Here is a 15,915-nt window from a genome sequence, read left to right on the forward strand (position 1 = left end):
TTCAGATAACCAAAAAATATGTCATCATTAGAAAAAGAATTTTTAGAAAAAATTGAAAAGCACAAAGGGGTGATTTTCAAGATTTCTAAGATGTATATGGATGATTTCGACGATCAGAAAGATCTTTTTCAGGAGATTACATACCAAGTCTGGAAAGCGTATCCAACTTTTGAAGGAAGAAGCGAATTTTCAACTTGGCTGTACAGGATCGCTTTGAATACGGCAATTCTTTTTTTGAAATCTGAAAAACGGAGAAGTTTTATTCAGAACAATGAAGTGAGTAATTTCAAGATTAATCAGGATGAATATGATGATGAAGACGAGCAAAAACTAAAGAAAATGTACGAGGCGATTAACCAACTGAACGCGATTGACAAAGCTTTGATTTTCTATTATCTTGAGAATTATTCGGGCAACCAAATTGCTGAACAAATGGGAATTTCTGAAGTAAATGCCCGTGTGAAAATGAACCGCGCTAAAGAAAAATTAAAACAACTTATTAATACTCAACCTCATGGAACTCGATAATTTAAAAGAAATCTGGGAGAAAGAAAAAATAACCGACACCCCGGAAATTAGCACAGAACAGCAAAAAAAAATTCATCTTCCGCTGGAACGATTGAGAAAAAAAATGCGAAACGAATTCTGGAGTACCATGGTTTTGTTCGTTTTTATTATTTTATTTTTCATTTTTAAGGATTTTCATTTTTTCAAATTCAAAGTGTATTGTATCACTTTGGTGGCATCAATGATGTTGGTAACAGGATTTTATTTTGTTAAATTTTTCAAATTCTATAAAAACATTGGAGAAATCAATCTGAATGCTAAAGACAATCTGAAAGATTTGATGTTTCAGTTTAAGCTCAATGAGCAATATTATGTGTCTTATTATGTGGCATCTGTTCCTTTTGTGGTTTGCGAAATGCTTTTAATCTTTGATTATATGCCGAATTTGAAAATGCTGGATGGTGTTAATTTCATTCTTACATTTATTGGATGCTGCTTGTTTATGTTGGTTACACTTTATTTTTTCGGAAAATGGTGGTTCAATCATTTTTACGGTAAAAGCATAAAACAAATTCAGAAAATATATAATGATTTAAAATAAAAAACTCCCCGAAAAAATATCGGGGAGCTTTCTATGTAGTTTATAACTTTTTTAATTTAAATTTAGACTGACTCAATGATTGAATTCAAGATTGAGGAAGGTCTCATCGCTGCATCGGTTTTCCCAAAATCTGGCTTGTAGTATCCACCAATATCTTGTGGTTTACCTTGAGCTCCGATTAGCTCTTCGTTAATTTTAGCTTCGTTGTCAAACATTGCTTTTGCAACAGGTGTGAAAGCTTCTGCAATCTCTTGGTTTTTGGTTTGATTAGCTAAAGCTTCGGCCCAATACATCGCCAAATAGAAGTGAGAACCACGGTTATCAATCGAACCAACTTTTCTAGCAGGTGATTTGTCTTCTGCCAAGAATTTTTCGTTTGCTGCGTCTAAAGCGTCTGCCAAAACTTGTGCTTTTTCATTATTTTGAGTTTGTGCTAAATGTTCTAAACTCGCTTGTAAAGCCAAAAATTCACCTAAAGAATCCCATCTCAGATATCCTTCTTCGATGAATTGCTCGACGTGTTTCGGTGCAGAACCACCTGCTCCGGTTTCGAAAAGTCCGCCGCCATTCATTAGTGGAACGATAGAAAGCATTTTCGCAGAAGTTCCCAATTCCAAAATAGGGAAAAGATCGGTTAGATAATCTCTCAGTACGTTTCCGGAAACCGAAATCGTATCCAAACCTTTTCTGATTCTTTCTAAAGTTAAAGTCATGGCGTCTTCGATATTCATAATCTTGATGTCCAGACCGTTGGTATCATGATTTTTCAGGTATTTTTCAACTTTTTTAATCATTTCGCGGTCATGCGCTCTTTGATTATCCAACCAGAAAATTGCTGGAGTATCCGAAAGTCTCGCTCTGTTTACCGCAAGTTTTACCCAATCCTGAATTGGCGCATCTTTCACTTGGCACATTCTGAAAATATCGCCTTTTTCTACTTCTTGCTCCATGAAAACATTCCCATTCGCATCCGAAACTTTAATGGTTCCTTCTGCATCCGCCTGGAAAGTTTTGTCGTGAGAACCGTATTCTTCAGCTTTCTGAGCCATTAAACCAACATTCGGAACAGAACCCATGGTTCGTGGATCAAGTGCTCCGTTTTTCTTCATATCATCAATTGCAGCTTGATAAAAACCTGCGTAGTTTCTATCAGGAATCATCGCGATGGTGTCTTCTTCCTGTCCTGCTTTGTTCCACATTTTCCCTCCACCTCTGATAAGTGCAGCCATAGAAGCATCTACAATTACATCTGAAGGAACATGGAAATTAGTAATCCCTTTATCGGAGTTTACCATTGCAACAGCCGGTCCGTTTTCAAAAGCTTTTTCAATATCAGCTTTAATTTCGGCTTCTTTTTCATTGCCGGAAATTTTATCGAAAAGATCTTGAAGCCCGTTGTTTGGGTTGATATCTAGTTCATTGAACAAGTCCGCATATTTTGTGAATACGTCGCTGAAGTAAGTTTGAACGATCGCTCCAAAAATAATTGGATCGGAAATTTTCATCATCGTTGCTTTCAAATGTGCAGAAATCAATATGTTTTCAGATTTTGCTTCCGCAATTGCATCGGCTGCAAAACTTTTCAATGCAGCTAAATTCATCACCGATGTATCGATAATTTCACCGGCTTGCAATGGAGATAGATCTTTCAAAAGCTTTACAGTACCATCTCTTCCGAAAAATTCTATTTTAAATTGTGATTCATTTTCCACAGTGACTGATTTTTCACTTCCGTAGAAATCTCCAGCGGTCATGTGAGCAACTTTAGTTTTAGAATCTGCAGTCCAAGTTCCCATTTTGTGTGGGTGTGCTTTCGCGTAGTTTTTCACTGCTTTCGGAGCTCTTCTGTCAGAATTTCCTTCTCTTAAAACTGGGTTTACAGCACTTCCTAAAACTTTAGCATATTTTGCTTTTATTGCTTCTTCGTCAGCATTTTTAGGTTCTGCAGGGTAGTTGGGAACAGCAAATCCTTGTTGTTGTAATTCAGCAATTGCAGCGTCCAACTGTGGAACAGACGCGGAAATATTAGGAAGTTTGATGATATTAGCTTCAGGAGTTGTGGCTAGTTTACCTAATTCTGCTAATGCATCTTCTACTTTTTGATCTTCATTCAAAAATTCCGGGAAATTGGCTAAAATTCTTCCGGAAAGGGAAATGTCTTTTGGGGAAATTTCAATATCTGCTGTTTTGGTAAATGCCTTTACAATAGGTAAGAAAGAATGAGTTGCCAACATAGGCGCTTCGTCGGTCCAAGTGTAGACGATTTTGGATTTTTCTGCCATTCTGATATTTTTTGTTAAAATTTTGAAGTACAAATTTACGTATTTTTATAAAGCTATGAAAGAGAGCTAAGACGAACTTTATGATTAATTTAACCTTTAATTAAAATATTTTTCAGCAGATAATTGCTATTTTTGAGAAACTAAAAATTATAAAATTATGGCAGATATTACCTTAAAAGGAAATCCCATTCACTCTATTGGCGAATTGCCGGAATTGGGACTTACTGTGAAAGATTTCGCTTTGGTGAATGAAAAATTAGAAGTAAAAACCCTTTCCGATTATGATGGGAAGAAGAAGATTTTTAATATTTTCCCAAGTATCGATACCGGAATCTGTGCTGCTTCGGCAAGAAAGTTTAATGAAGAAGCAGGAGCATTAGAAAATACAGTAGTTATCAATGTTTCCAAAGATTTACCTTTTGCTTTAGGCCGCTTTTGCGCTGCCGAAGGTTTAGATCATGTGGAAACATTATCCGATTTTAGAGGAACTTTCGGAGATGATTACGGAGTGACTTTAATTGATTCTCCGATGAAAGGTTTGCTAAGCCGAGCGGTAATTGTAACCGATGAACAAGGCAAAGTGGTATACACCGAACAAGTTCCGGAAATTGTTCAGGAACCGGATTATGACAAAGCTTTAGCTGCTTTGAAATAATATTTTTTTTTAGAAAATTATCAATCGCTGAAACAGCATTATCAAAAGAACGATTTTTTCACAATCGTTCTTTTTTAGTATATTTAAAAAAAATACACAATGGAAAATCCTATTACCATCAAAATTACAATCTTACAACCGGTGTATAAAGTTTGGGATTATTTTTACAATACAAAACATATTGTGAAATGGAATTTCCCGACTTCCAATTGGCACTGCCCGAAAGCAGAAAGTAATTTTCGCGAAGGTGGAAGATTCAACTATCGGATGGAGTATAAAGACAAAAGTTTTGGCTACAATTTTTCAGGTTATATCGATGAAATCAAAATGCTAGAATCGGTGAAAAGCCATCTTGATGACGGCAGAAAAGTGGAAGTTCAGTTCCATAAAATTGACGAAAACACCACCGAAATTATCGAGCCAGAATTGCAAAATTCCATCGAAATGCAAAGAGTAGGTTGGTACGCCATTCTCGATCGTTTTCATAAATATGTGGAGAATAATTAATCTTCAATCACTGAAATTTCAGTCATGAATCCTATTGATAATTACATCAAGCAATTCCCGAAAGAAGTTCAGGAAAAATTGCTGGAAATTAGAAAAATAATTTTCTCCATAGCTCCCGATGCAATGGAAAAAATCAGCTACGGAATGCCTGGTTTTTTTCTAAATAGTAAGCCTTTAGTTTATTTTGCTGCCTACAAAAATCACATCGGTTTTTATGCAACACCAAATGGGCATGAGAAATTTGCAAAAGAATTATCGGTTTACAAACAAGGAAAAGGTTCCGTTCAGTTCCCGTTAAATAAAGAAATTCCGTTGGATCTGATTCGCAGGATTGTTGAATTCCGGAAAGAAAATCAATAAAATTCTCTGCAATTTGCACTATTTTTTACCCTTTAAATTTTAATTATAAAAAAATAATGAACAATAATATTTTCCCATGTCTTTGGTTCGACAAAACCGGCAACGAAGCGGCTCATTTTTATACCGAAATCTTCGGAGGAAAAGTTACGGTGGACACTCCTGTGGTCATCAATTTCGAATTATTCGGACAAAAAATGATGATTCTGAACGCCGGTCCGCAGTTTGAAAAAAATGCCTCAATCTCTTTTATGGTTGTTTGCGAAACTGAAGCAGAAGTTGATCATTACTGGAAACCGCTTTCCGAAGGTGGAATTGTTTTAATGGAACTCGGCGAATATCCTTGGAGCAAAAAATACGGCTGGGTTCGCGATCGATATGGCGTGACTTGGCAAGTTTATTTGGGTGAAAAACAAGGCGAGCAAAAAATTATTCCTACTTTAATATTCATTCATGAAAACAACGGAAAAGCAAAGGAAGCCATGGAATTTTACATTAAGATTTTTCCTAATTCTTCGATTGGAAATATCTTAAAATACGGCGACGGAATAGGCGTTGAAACACATGAGATTCCGGAAAATATTCAGCATGCGCATTTCGAAATCGATCATTATTCCTTTTTCTGTATGGATAATTCCTACGATCATCAATTTGATTTCAATGAAGCAATTTCAATCGTGGTGATGACTGAAAATCAAGAGGAAACCGATCATCTTTGGGATTATTTGATCGAAGATGGAGGAAGAGCAAGTATGTGCGGCTGGCTGAAAGATCAATTTGGTTTAAGTTGGCAAATTGTACCGAAAAAATTGATTGAATTGATGAACGATACCGATCCGATCAAAGGTCAAAAAGTAATGCAAACAATGTCGACAATGCAGAAAATCATCATCAAAGATTTGGAAAATGCTTATCACAATTAATAAAAACTTTACATGAAATTATTAGAATTTACCACACAAATTTCGGTAACTCCGGAAAAAGTTTGGAACGTACTTTTCACCCAAGATTATTATGGAAAATGGTCATCTGCAATGAATCCGGGAACGTATTTTGAAGGAAATTGGGAAGAAGTAAGCATCATGAAATTCCTCGATCAAAAGAACAACGGAATGTACAATTTGGTCGAAATCAACAAAGAAAATCAGTTGCTTAGAATGAAACATCTTGGCTGGATTATGGATGGAGAACTCAGTCCGCAAGGTTGGGAAGATTCCACCGTAACCTACATCCTCGAACCCGATGATAATGGGACTTTACTGAAAGTAGAAGTGAATTCTTTGGATGAATTTGTTGAGTTTTTTAACACCAAATATCCACAAAATTTCGAACTGATTAAAAATCTTTCAGAATCGGAATAACCTAAAAAATCAAATTATTATGGAAACATTAAATTTTGAAATCATGATCAATGCGCCCATTCAAAAAGTTTGGGATTTGCTTTGGAACCAAGATTCTTACACTCAGTGGACTCAATTTTTCGGCAAAGGCTCGCACGACGAAAGTGATTGGCAAGTAAACGGAAAAACCTATTTTCTGGGAGCTTCCGGAGATGGAATGGTTTCTACTATTTAAAGTTTAAATGAGCCGGAAGAAGTGGTTTTCAGTCATCTAGGAATGATAAAAGATGGCGTGGAAGATACTAAAAGCAAAGAAGTTGCAGAATGGAGCGGAAGCGAAGAATCTTATTTTCTGAGAGCTATTTCTGAAGATTCAACGGAACTTCGGATAATTCTTCATACTTCGAAAGACTATTCGGATCATATGAAATCTGGGGTTGACCAAGGTTTGCAATTGTTGAAAGAGTTGGCAGAACAATAAACATCTGGAAATCAAGATTCAATAAAACGGAAATCAATTCCGTTTTTTTTTATTTAAACTACATTTGAAAAATTATCAAACTTTTAAAGTAAACTACAATTTCGGTCGTCTACTGAAATATGGAGCTGGAAATTATACCCATGTCACAATCCGAAAAAGACAGCATGATTGCGCAAACCGTGAAAAATTACGGTGGAAAACTGTTGTCTTTTATCCGCCCGAAAGTGAATAATACGGAAGATGCTGAAGATATTTTGCAGGAAGTTTGGTTCCAGTTCAGCAATTTGACAAATGTTTCAGAAATCATGAATGTCGGTGCGTGGCTTTATCAAGTTACCCGAAACAAAATTACCGATAGTTATCGCAAGAAAAAGACTGAAAATCTGGAAGATTTCGTGTACGAAGATGAAGATGGAAGTTTCTCCATTAAAGACATTTTGTTGCTCGATGATTCAGAAAATCCCGAATTATTGGCATTTCGGGAAGAAGTGTGGCGGGAATTATTTGCCGCTTTGGACGAATTGCCCGAAAAGCAACGTTTGGTGTTTGTGGAAAATGCAATTGAAGGAAAAAAACTACAAGAAATTGCCGATGAACAAGGAGAAAACATCAAAACCATCATCAGTAGAAAAAACTATGCGATGAAATATTTAAGGACAAGAATGTCACCGTTGTACCGTGATCTTGACAATTAATAATTAAAAATACTCCTTTAAAAAAGGTAAAAGAAAATAGTGATGAGTAATAAATTAAAAGGTAAAATTGCATTTTTTGTATTGGCGGGAATTGCCATGTTTTTTGCAGTTTCCGGGATTGTAATGTGGCTTTGGAACGCGCTTCTGCCCGAAATCATCGGGGTAAAAAGCATTGGTTTTTGGCAAGCAATGGGAATTTTAGTACTCTGCAAAATTCTCTTCGGTGGATTTGGCGGAAAAGGTGGAAAAAAATGTTTCGGAAAAGAAACCTTCCAAAAAATGAAGGAAGAAAAACTCAACGGAATGACCGATGAAGAAAAAGAAAAGCTAAAAGAAATCTGGCGAAAACGCTGCGAAGGAAATTTCTTTTGGAAAAACAAACAGTAATATTGAAACGGGCTTTTGTCCGTTTTTTTTTGAATAGTTTTTCATTAAAATAATAAAACTTTTAAAGTAAAAATCAAGAAATTCCGTCTTCTATAAAAAGGACTTTATATAAATTTTAAAAAGTAAAAAATGAAAAATTCAAATTTAAAAGGAGCTTTGGGAGCTCTCGCAGTGGTAGGTTTAGCAATTGCAGCAAAGAAAATTTCCCAGAAAAGAAAATTCATGAAAGGAATATTTGAAGAGTATGACATCCAAGAAAAAACGCCGTTCGGATTTGCCGACAAAATCCGTGAAATGGATGACGAAAAATATGCTGAATTAAAAAGTAAAATGAAAGAAAAATTCGCATCGAAATGTTGCAAAAGCGCTTGTAGAACTCAAAAAACTGAAGCATAAAAGCACATTAAACTCAATTGTTTTGTGAAAACGGAAGGAAATATTTCTTTCCGTTTTTTTATGATTTCTTTGAGCAAAAAATGGCTTTTCAGGGCGAAATACAAAAAAAAACTTACTTTTGTTCCTCTAAAAAGTTCGAACCCGAATCTTCCAGAATGAAAAACTACTATTATTTTCTCAGCCTTCCGGAGAACGCTTCTGAGGAAGAAATAAAAAAAGCTTACAGGAAATTATCGCTGAAATATCATCCGGATAAAAACGAAAATGATGATTTTTTTGCAGCTCGATTTCGCGAAGCTCAGGAAGCGTATAAAATATTGATGGATAAAGAAAAAAGGAGGATTTATGATGATAATTTAGGGCACCAACAGCGAACCAATCGACCAAATTTACCACCATCTATCAAAACTTTTTCAGCCAATAAAATTCATGCGGTAAAAGGCGAGGAAATCATCATTACTTGGCAAACCAATCAGGCAGATATTGTGAAAATTTTGCCTTTTGGGCTCGAAAAAAGTTATGGTGAAAGGGCTTTTAAAATTACAGAATTCAAAGACGGGAAATTCCAGCTTTTGCTTCACGCAACCAATTCTTTGTTGAATAAAACGGTGGTTCGCGCCATAACCATCACCGAGGTTTTTGAAAATGATAAAGAAAAATTCCGAAATGAAGTGGAAGAATTATTCAAAACACAACAACCAACCCGAACCAATCCGCACGGTCAACCGAAATTTCTGCGAATTTTTCTGGCAATTCTTTTTTTGGTAATCGCAATTTTACTTTTGGTGAAAAATTTTTCAGAATAAAAAAACGTTTATTTACGCCATTTTTAGTCTTCCTGGACATTTTTTGCAACGTTTTCCTTTCTTGAATTTTTTACAGCATTTCTTTTTATCACAGTACATTTCTTCGTTTTTTTCGTAGAAAGGAGCAAGAGGAGCGACTTTAAAAGGGATGATGGTTGAACTCATGCTGCAAATATAATTATAATTTAGAATTAATCAAAATAACAGATAGGAATTTTCGAGGTTTGAATTCTCTTGACACCCGTTGTGCCTTTATGCAAAAAATTGTACTTTTACGAACCTTTATTTCTAAATAAATCTAGTAAAATTATATGAACACAACACAGTTTGTAAATCGCCACATTTCCTTAAACGAAGCCGATAAACAGGCAATGTTACAGAAAGTTGGCGTTTCGGGTATTGATGAACTTATTGCCCAAACCATCCCCAATTCAATTCGTTTAGAAAAAGATTTAGACATTGCCGAGGCACTTTCGGAGTATGAAATGTTGGCTCATTCCAAGGATCTTGCCTCTAAGAATTTATTGTTTGACAATTATATCGGTTTCGGTTACCACGATACCATTTTGCCAAGCGCAATTCAGCGAAATATTTTAGAAAATCCATCTTGGTATACTGCTTACACCCCTTATCAAGCAGAAATTGCTCAAGGAAGATTGGAAGCACTTCTGAATTTCCAAACGGTGGTTTGTGATTTAACGGGCTTCAAATTGGCAAATGCTTCTTTGTTGGACGAAGCTACTGCTGCTGCAGAAGCGATGCACATGTTTTTTGAAAGCAGAACCAAAGACCAGAAAAAGTCTAATGCAAACAAGTTTTTCGTTTCAAATCTGGTTTTACCGCAAACTGTTGCTGTAATGAAAACAAAAGCAGAAGGTTTAGGAATCGAAATCATAGAAGGCGATCATCAAACCCAGTCTTTAGATGAAACTTATTTTGGAGTTTTGCTTCAATATCCAGGGAAAAATGGAGTGGTTTTAGATTACACAGAAAATATTAAAACTTACAAAACACTTAATCTTCAAGTGGTTGTAGCGTGTGATCCGATGGCCTTAGTAAAATTGAAATCTCCGGCTGATATGGGCGCGGATTGCGCTGTTGGTACCACCCAAAGATTTGGAATTCCGATGGGTTACGGTGGTCCTCACGCTGCTTTTTTTGCTTGTAAAGATGATTATAAAAGAGATATCCCGGGAAGAATTATCGGGGTTTCCCAAGATGCTTACGGAAAACGCGCTTTGAGAATGGCGTTGCAAACCAGAGAGCAACATATTAAAAGAGAAAAAGCGACTTCCAATATTTGTACTGCACAAGTTCTTTTGGCGGTGATGGCAAGTACATACGCTGTATATCACGGTCCGAAAGGATTGAATTTCATTGCTGATCAAATTCATTTTAAAGCCAATGCGCTTCTTAGCGGGTTGAAAACTTTAGGATATGACATTGTTGAAAAACCGATCTTCGATACGGTGAAATTCCGTTTGGGTGAAGAAGACAAAAAAGAATTGAAATATTTGATGTTGGATCGCAAGATTAACCTTAATTATTTTTCAGAAAACGTAGTAAGCATCGCAATTAATGAAACTACAACTGCTGAAAAACTTCAATACCTTTTTGATGCTTTAGCACAATTCAAGAAAACTCAAGGGTTTAAACTTGAAATTAAAGAAGAAATACAAATTCCTGCAGCTTCGTTGAGAACTGACGCTATTTTAGAAGAAGAAGTTTTCAATAAATACCACACCGAAACCGAATTGATGCGTTATATCAAAAGATTGGAACGCAAAGATCTTTCATTAACTCATTCCATGATTTCACTTGGTTCTTGTACCATGAAACTGAATGCAGCTACGCAAATGCTGCCACTTTCTTGGGCAGAATGGGGAAATATTCACCCTTTTGTTCCCGTTGAACAAGCTGGCGGATATCAAACTTTAATTCATCAATTAGAAAAAGATTTAGCAGAAATCACCGGTTTTGCGGGAACTTCACTTCAGCCGAATTCTGGTGCGCAAGGAGAATATGCAGGATTAATGGTGATCCGCGAATACCACAAATCCCGAGGAGATAACCATAGAAATATTGTGCTAATTCCTCAATCTGCACACGGAACCAATCCTGCTTCTGCAGTAATGGCCGGAATGAAAGTGGTCATTGTAAAAAATCTAGAAAGCGGACAAATCGATTTCGAAGATTTGAAAGCTAAAGCCGAAGAACACAGCGCAAACCTTTCTGCTGCGATGATTACTTATCCGTCAACTTACGGATTCTTCGATGATAATATTAAAGAAATTACCCAGTTGATTCACGATCACGGTGGCCAAGTTTATATGGACGGTGCGAATATGAACGCTCAAGTTGGTTTCACTTCTCCGGGAAATATCGGAGCGGATGTTTGTCACCTCAATCTTCACAAAACCTTCGCAATTCCGCATGGTGGAGGTGGACCTGGAGTGGGACCAATCTGCGTTGCCGAACATTTGGTGAAGTTCCTTCCTTCCAATCCGAACATTAAAATCGGTACAAAAGAATCTATCGATGCCATTTCAGCTGCACCTTACGGTTCTTCTTTGGTATTGAATATTTCTTACGCTTACATCAAAATGCTGGGAACTGCAGGTTTGAAAAAATCTACAGAACACGCTATTTTAAATGCTAATTACTTGAAAGAAGTCTTGGCAGAGCATTTCCCTATTCTTTACGCTAATGAAAAAGGAAGAGTTGCCCACGAATGTATCGTAGATTTCCGTCAGTTCAAACCGCTAGGAATTGAAGTAGCCGATGTTGCAAAACGATTGATGGATTACGGATTCCATGCGCCAACAGTGAGTTTCCCTGTTGCCGGAACTTTAATGATTGAACCTACAGAATCTGAAAGCAAAGCCGAAATCGATCGTTTCGCGGAAGCGCTGATTTCCATTAAAAAAGAAATCGATGAAATTGCAGAAGGAAAAGCTGATCCTTCGAATAACGTTTTGAAAAACGCACCTCACGCCGAGCAAGTGGTGATTTCCGATTCTTGGGACAAACCGTACAGCCGTGAGAAAGCTGCCTATCCTTTGGAATGGGTTAGAGATCACAAATTCTTCGCCACCGTTTCGCGTGTTGATGAAGCATTTGGAGATCGAAATTTAATTTGCACGTGCGCACCGATTGAGGAGTATATGTAAGTATTGTTTGTAGAAGCAGGCCAAAAAGGCGTGTTCAATATATAGAAATCCCGAAAATATTTCGGGATTTTCTTTTTCATGTTATCATTTTGTTATAACTTTGATAAAAATTTTGAGATGACGACAAGAATCAGAAAAATCGGAAATTCTTCAGGAATCATTATTAGCAAACGAATGTTGGAAGAATTAAATATCGAACCAAAAGATGAGTTAGAGTTGACGGTGAAAGATGGAAAAATCCTAATTCAAAAAATTGACGAGCCAAGAAAAGATTGGAAAGAAAAGCTTTTAAAAGCCGGTTCTATGCAAGAAAAAGGAGATTTAATCGAGTTTCCAAACGATTTTGATACCGAAGAATGGACATGGTAAAACGTTTTGAAATTTATTTTATTGAATTCGACCCAACCAAAGGAAGCGAAATCAATAAGACTCGTCCTGCAGTAGTTATTTCTCCTGATGAAATGAACGAAGCACTGAATACGGTAATTGTTGCGCCATTAACTTCTACTTTAAAGGATTATCCTTCTCGAGTAAATTGTGTGGTGAAAAGTAAAAAAGGTCAAATCGCTTTAGACCAAATTCGGACGATTGATAAAATCAGAATTAAGAATAAATTATCTGTTTTAAAGGAGCAAGAACAGGAAGAAGTTTTCGGGATTTTAAATGAAATGTTTAGAAAATAGAATTTTCAGTCCTTTTTTATTAGATTGATTATTTTTAGAAACTTTTTATTAATTATTTTAATAAATAAAAAAGTTAGTGGAATCGATAAAATAATGCTGATCATTGCAGTAAGAGTGAAAACGGAAAACAGTTCAATAAATTTAGGACTAATACCAAAAATTTCAATAAAGTAGAAATATTTATGAAATATCCGGTCAATTATGTAAAATAGGAGAGTAGAATTTAAAATGTATATAAATTGAAAATTAAAATCTAAAACTTCAAGTTTTTCATTATCAATGTTTTTTGTGCTCAAATTATTTTCTTTGAGCGCTCCAAGAATGTATTCTCTTGTATTTAAACCAATTAAGAAATAAAATGGTATACTTAATAATATAGCTCAAAAAAGAAAAAGTATAAATTCGAATATTGTTTGTGGTTGATTTGAGAATAGACCTTTTTTAAAAATTATTTCTAATACAACAATTCCGGGTAAAAATGTATTTATGAGCAAAAAAAATTTCTCACTTATAATTTTGTAACTTTCGTTATTCAAGTTTATCATCTAAATATTTTTTACAAAAATAACTTATATCTTAAGACAAATTGTAGTTTATGAATCTTAATACAATTTTCACCAACCAACGCACTGGAAATCATCCCGCAACTTCCGCTTCAAGAACTGATTTCCAAAGGGATTTCGACCGCATTATTTTCTCGGCGGCTTTTCGAAGATTACAAAATAAAACTCAGGTTTTTCCGCTTCCGGGAAGTGTATTTGTGCATAACCGATTGACGCATTCCCTCGAAGTTTCGTCTGTTGGTCGCAGTTTAGGAAGTGCGGTGGGAGAATTTATCGTGAAGAATTACCAAAATGACCTTTCGGAAGATGCGCAGAACTTTTACCATCACAATTTGCATAACGTGATTGCGGCGGCTTGTCTTTGTCATGATGTTGGGAATCCTGCTTTCGGGCATTCTGGGGAAGATGCAATTGCAAGTTATTTCGAGAAAAACGAATCTGATTTAAAGCAAAAATTCTCTGAAAAAGAATGGGCAGATTTGGTAAATTTCGAAGGAAATGCCAATGCAATTCGTGTTTTAACACATCAGCAAAACGGAAAAGATGAAGGCGGAACACAGCTGACGATGAGCACTTTGGCGAGTATTGCGAAATATCCTTGCGAAGCTGTAGCTAAGAAAAAAGGAGTGATTCACCGCAAGAAATTTGGTTTTTTCCAGAATGAAAAAGAGACTTTCCTGAATATCGCCAACGCGGTAAATCTCATGCAAGAAAACGAGGAACCCACCATTTTCAAAAGACATTCTTTTGTATGGTTGGTGGAAGCTGCCGACGATATTTGCTACAATATTATCGACATGGAAGATGCGCACCGATTGGGAATTGTATCGACTTCGGATTGCGAGAATCTGTTTCTAGACCTCATCAAATCTGAAAATCAAAATACCAAAAGGGTAGAAGATAAATTGGTGATTTTGACCAATGCTAATGAAAGAATTTCTTATTTGAGAGCGAAAGTCATCAATGCGTTGATTAATAAATCGATTGAATTGTATGAAACCAATTTCGCTTCCATTTTAGATGGAAATCTAGATAAAGCGCTGTTGGATATTTATAAAACTGAAAACAAATCGCTACAGGAAATCGAGAGTTTTTCTATTGAAAAAATCTACGGACATAAAGCCGTTATCGAAATAGAAAATGCGGGTTACAACGTGATGTACGAACTTTTGAATCATTTTATTCCGCCAATTTTAAAGGCTAAATCTGAGAGAAAATCTTATGATAAAATGGCGCTGAAACTTTTGCCAAAACAGTTTCTATATGAGGAAGGTTCCGACTATCAGAAAGTTTTGGGAGTGATAGATTTCGTTTCGGGGATGACGGATAATTTCGCGACCGATCTTTACCGAAAAATAAAAGGGATAGAAATCGGTATGACAATGTAGTTTGGATAGCACAAAAGTTTTTACTATCTTTATAACATCAGCAACGTACGTGCTGTAGGATTATTAACCATTAAAATTCATTTACTATGACCTACTTAGGTGTACTTATTTTTCTAGGACTTATCGTCTTATTTGCTTCGTTTTTTACGGTAAAGCAGGAAACCGCTGCGATTGTGGAACGATTCGGGAAATTTCTTACCGTGAGACAATCCGGTTTGCACTTGAAAATCCCTTTTATTGACCAAGTTGCGAAACGCTTAAACCTCAGAATTCAGCAATTGGATGTGATTATCGACACCAAAACACTCGATAATGTATTTATCAGAATGAAAGTTTCTGTGCAGTATCAGGTGATTAGAAATCAGGTTGGAGATGCATATTATCGTTTAGAAAATCCAGAAAACCAAATTACCTCTTATGTTTTCGATGTGGTGAGAGCAGAAGTTCCGAAGTTAAAATTGGATGATGTATTCGTGAAAAAAGACGACGTGGCTATTGCCGTGAAAGGTGAACTTCAGGAAGCCATGCAAAGTTACGGTTACGACATTATTAAAGCTTTGGTTACTGATATCGATCCGGATGAACAAGTGAAACACGCGATGAACAGAATCAACGCTGCGGAAAGAGAAAAAACCGCTGCCGAATACGAATCCGAAGCACAGAAAATTAGAATTATTGCTGTCGCAAAAGCTGAAGCGGAATCTAAAAAACTACAAGGACAGGGTATCGCTGATCAAAGAAGAGAAATCGCCAAAGGTTTGGAAGAATCTGTGAAAATGCTCAACGATGCCGGAATCAATGCTCAAGAAGCATCTGCTTTGATCGTGGTTACGCAACATTACGACACGCTGCATTCGATAGGAGCAAACAACAGAAGCAACTTGGTTTTACTTCCTAATTCGCCAAGTGCAGCGAGTTCAATGCTCAACGATTTAGTCGTTTCAATGGCCGCTACCCAAAAAATGGATGAAGTGAACAAAGGAAATTATCCGCCACCACCGGCTTCACATACGCATTAATTAGATGTTAGATGTTAGAAGTTAGATTTTAGACTTTAGACTTTTAAATGGTGAATTATTTTCGTCATTCATGAATAT

The 15,915-nt window shown here is 36.1% G+C and carries 20 protein-coding genes; 18 read left to right on the forward strand and 2 right to left on the reverse strand.

What is annotated here, in order from left to right; all coding sequences use genetic code 11:
- Positions 1–18: 18 nt before the first annotated feature.
- Together AP75_RS04560 and AP75_RS04565 are read left to right on the forward strand one after the other, a co-directional pair.
- On the forward strand, positions 19–528 hold the full coding sequence (locus AP75_RS04560) for an RNA polymerase sigma factor (protein ID WP_088263707.1): 510 nt from the start codon (positions 19–21) through the stop codon (positions 526–528).
- Positions 515–1,108, forward strand: a complete 594-nt coding sequence (locus AP75_RS04565; protein ID WP_088263708.1) for a hypothetical protein — start codon at positions 515–517, stop codon at positions 1,106–1,108. Before AP75_RS04560 ends, AP75_RS04565 begins: the two co-directional genes overlap by 14 nt.
- A 62-nt stretch (positions 1,109–1,170) precedes the next feature.
- Here AP75_RS04565 and AP75_RS04570 read toward each other — a convergent pair whose 3' ends face one another.
- Positions 1,171–3,390 (reverse strand): NADP-dependent isocitrate dehydrogenase, encoded by a 2,220-nt coding sequence (locus AP75_RS04570; RefSeq protein ID WP_088263709.1) that lies wholly within the window; start codon positions 3,388–3,390, stop codon positions 1,171–1,173.
- A 157-nt stretch (positions 3,391–3,547) separates the two neighbouring features.
- Here AP75_RS04570 and tpx point away from each other — a divergent pair, with 157 nt between their 5' ends.
- From tpx to AP75_RS04620, 11 genes are all read left to right on the forward strand, one after another.
- A complete protein-coding gene (gene tpx, locus AP75_RS04575; protein WP_088263710.1) occupies positions 3,548–4,045 on the forward strand; it encodes a thiol peroxidase in 498 nt (165 codons plus the stop codon).
- 99 nt (positions 4,046–4,144) lie between these two features.
- Complete coding sequence (locus tag AP75_RS04580; protein WP_031501874.1) at positions 4,145–4,552, forward strand: SRPBCC domain-containing protein; 408 nt, start codon at positions 4,145–4,147, stop codon at positions 4,550–4,552.
- A gap of 24 nt (positions 4,553–4,576) precedes the next feature.
- Positions 4,577–4,912 (forward strand): iron chaperone, encoded by a 336-nt coding sequence (locus tag AP75_RS04585; RefSeq protein WP_088263711.1) that lies wholly within the window; start codon positions 4,577–4,579, stop codon positions 4,910–4,912.
- Between the two features lie 56 nt (positions 4,913–4,968).
- The gene (locus AP75_RS04590) at positions 4,969–5,832 is read left to right on the forward strand and encodes a VOC family protein (RefSeq protein ID WP_031502023.1); all 864 of its coding nucleotides are present in this window, start codon (positions 4,969–4,971) and stop codon (positions 5,830–5,832) included.
- A gap of 12 nt (positions 5,833–5,844) precedes the next feature.
- Positions 5,845–6,270 (forward strand): SRPBCC domain-containing protein, encoded by a 426-nt coding sequence (locus AP75_RS04595; RefSeq protein ID WP_031502022.1) that lies wholly within the window; start codon positions 5,845–5,847, stop codon positions 6,268–6,270.
- 19 nt (positions 6,271–6,289) lie between these two features.
- On the forward strand, positions 6,290–6,484 hold the full coding sequence (locus AP75_RS14635) for an SRPBCC family protein (RefSeq protein ID WP_242589762.1): 195 nt from the start codon (positions 6,290–6,292) through the stop codon (positions 6,482–6,484).
- A gap of 42 nt (positions 6,485–6,526) precedes the next feature.
- Positions 6,527–6,730, forward strand: coding sequence for a hypothetical protein (locus AP75_RS14640; RefSeq protein WP_242589763.1), 204 nt, complete (start codon positions 6,527–6,529; stop codon positions 6,728–6,730).
- A 140-nt stretch (positions 6,731–6,870) separates the two neighbouring features.
- Complete coding sequence (locus tag AP75_RS04605) at positions 6,871–7,425, forward strand: RNA polymerase sigma factor (protein WP_088263728.1); 555 nt, start codon at positions 6,871–6,873, stop codon at positions 7,423–7,425.
- Between the two features lie 42 nt (positions 7,426–7,467).
- Positions 7,468–7,812: a hypothetical protein gene (locus AP75_RS04610; RefSeq protein ID WP_031502021.1), complete on the forward strand. Its 345-nt coding sequence runs from the start codon at positions 7,468–7,470 to the stop codon at positions 7,810–7,812.
- 129 nt (positions 7,813–7,941) lie between these two features.
- A complete protein-coding gene (locus AP75_RS04615; RefSeq protein ID WP_031502019.1) occupies positions 7,942–8,208 on the forward strand; it encodes a hypothetical protein in 267 nt (88 codons plus the stop codon).
- A gap of 155 nt (positions 8,209–8,363) precedes the next feature.
- Positions 8,364–9,014 carry a J domain-containing protein gene (locus AP75_RS04620; protein WP_088263712.1) on the forward strand — a complete coding sequence of 217 codons (651 nt, stop codon included), beginning with the start codon at positions 8,364–8,366 and terminating at the stop codon, positions 9,012–9,014.
- Between the two features lie 12 nt (positions 9,015–9,026).
- Here the strand turns inward: AP75_RS04620 and AP75_RS14475 are convergent, their stop codons facing one another.
- Entirely contained in the window at positions 9,027–9,179 is a 153-nt protein-coding gene (locus AP75_RS14475; RefSeq protein WP_169711623.1) for a hypothetical protein, read from the reverse strand.
- A gap of 146 nt (positions 9,180–9,325) precedes the next feature.
- On the opposite strand from AP75_RS14475, the gene gcvP reads away from it, so the two are divergent.
- The 5 genes from gcvP to AP75_RS04650 all read left to right on the forward strand — a co-directional run bounded on the left by gcvP (position 9,326) and on the right by AP75_RS04650 (position 15,837).
- Positions 9,326–12,184, forward strand: a complete 2,859-nt coding sequence (gene gcvP / locus AP75_RS04625; protein ID WP_031502018.1) for an aminomethyl-transferring glycine dehydrogenase — start codon at positions 9,326–9,328, stop codon at positions 12,182–12,184.
- A 117-nt stretch (positions 12,185–12,301) separates the two neighbouring features.
- Positions 12,302–12,553, forward strand: a complete 252-nt coding sequence (locus tag AP75_RS04630) for an AbrB/MazE/SpoVT family DNA-binding domain-containing protein (protein ID WP_031502016.1) — start codon at positions 12,302–12,304, stop codon at positions 12,551–12,553.
- Positions 12,541–12,867: a type II toxin-antitoxin system PemK/MazF family toxin gene (locus AP75_RS04635; RefSeq protein WP_031502015.1), complete on the forward strand. Its 327-nt coding sequence runs from the start codon at positions 12,541–12,543 to the stop codon at positions 12,865–12,867. The genes AP75_RS04630 and AP75_RS04635 overlap by 13 nt, the downstream gene beginning before the upstream one ends.
- Before the next feature lie 595 nt (positions 12,868–13,462).
- On the forward strand, positions 13,463–14,818 hold the full coding sequence (gene dgt / locus AP75_RS04645; RefSeq protein ID WP_031502644.1) for a dGTP triphosphohydrolase: 1,356 nt from the start codon (positions 13,463–13,465) through the stop codon (positions 14,816–14,818).
- Positions 14,819–14,904: 86 nt separating this feature from the next.
- Positions 14,905–15,837 carry an SPFH domain-containing protein gene (locus AP75_RS04650; RefSeq protein ID WP_031502646.1) on the forward strand — a complete coding sequence of 311 codons (933 nt, stop codon included), beginning with the start codon at positions 14,905–14,907 and terminating at the stop codon, positions 15,835–15,837.
- The last annotated feature ends 78 nt before the right edge of the window (positions 15,838–15,915 follow it).

The organism is Kaistella haifensis DSM 19056 (genome assembly GCF_000735695.2).
In the GTDB taxonomy this organism is placed as follows: domain Bacteria; phylum Bacteroidota; class Bacteroidia; order Flavobacteriales; family Weeksellaceae; genus Kaistella; species Kaistella haifensis.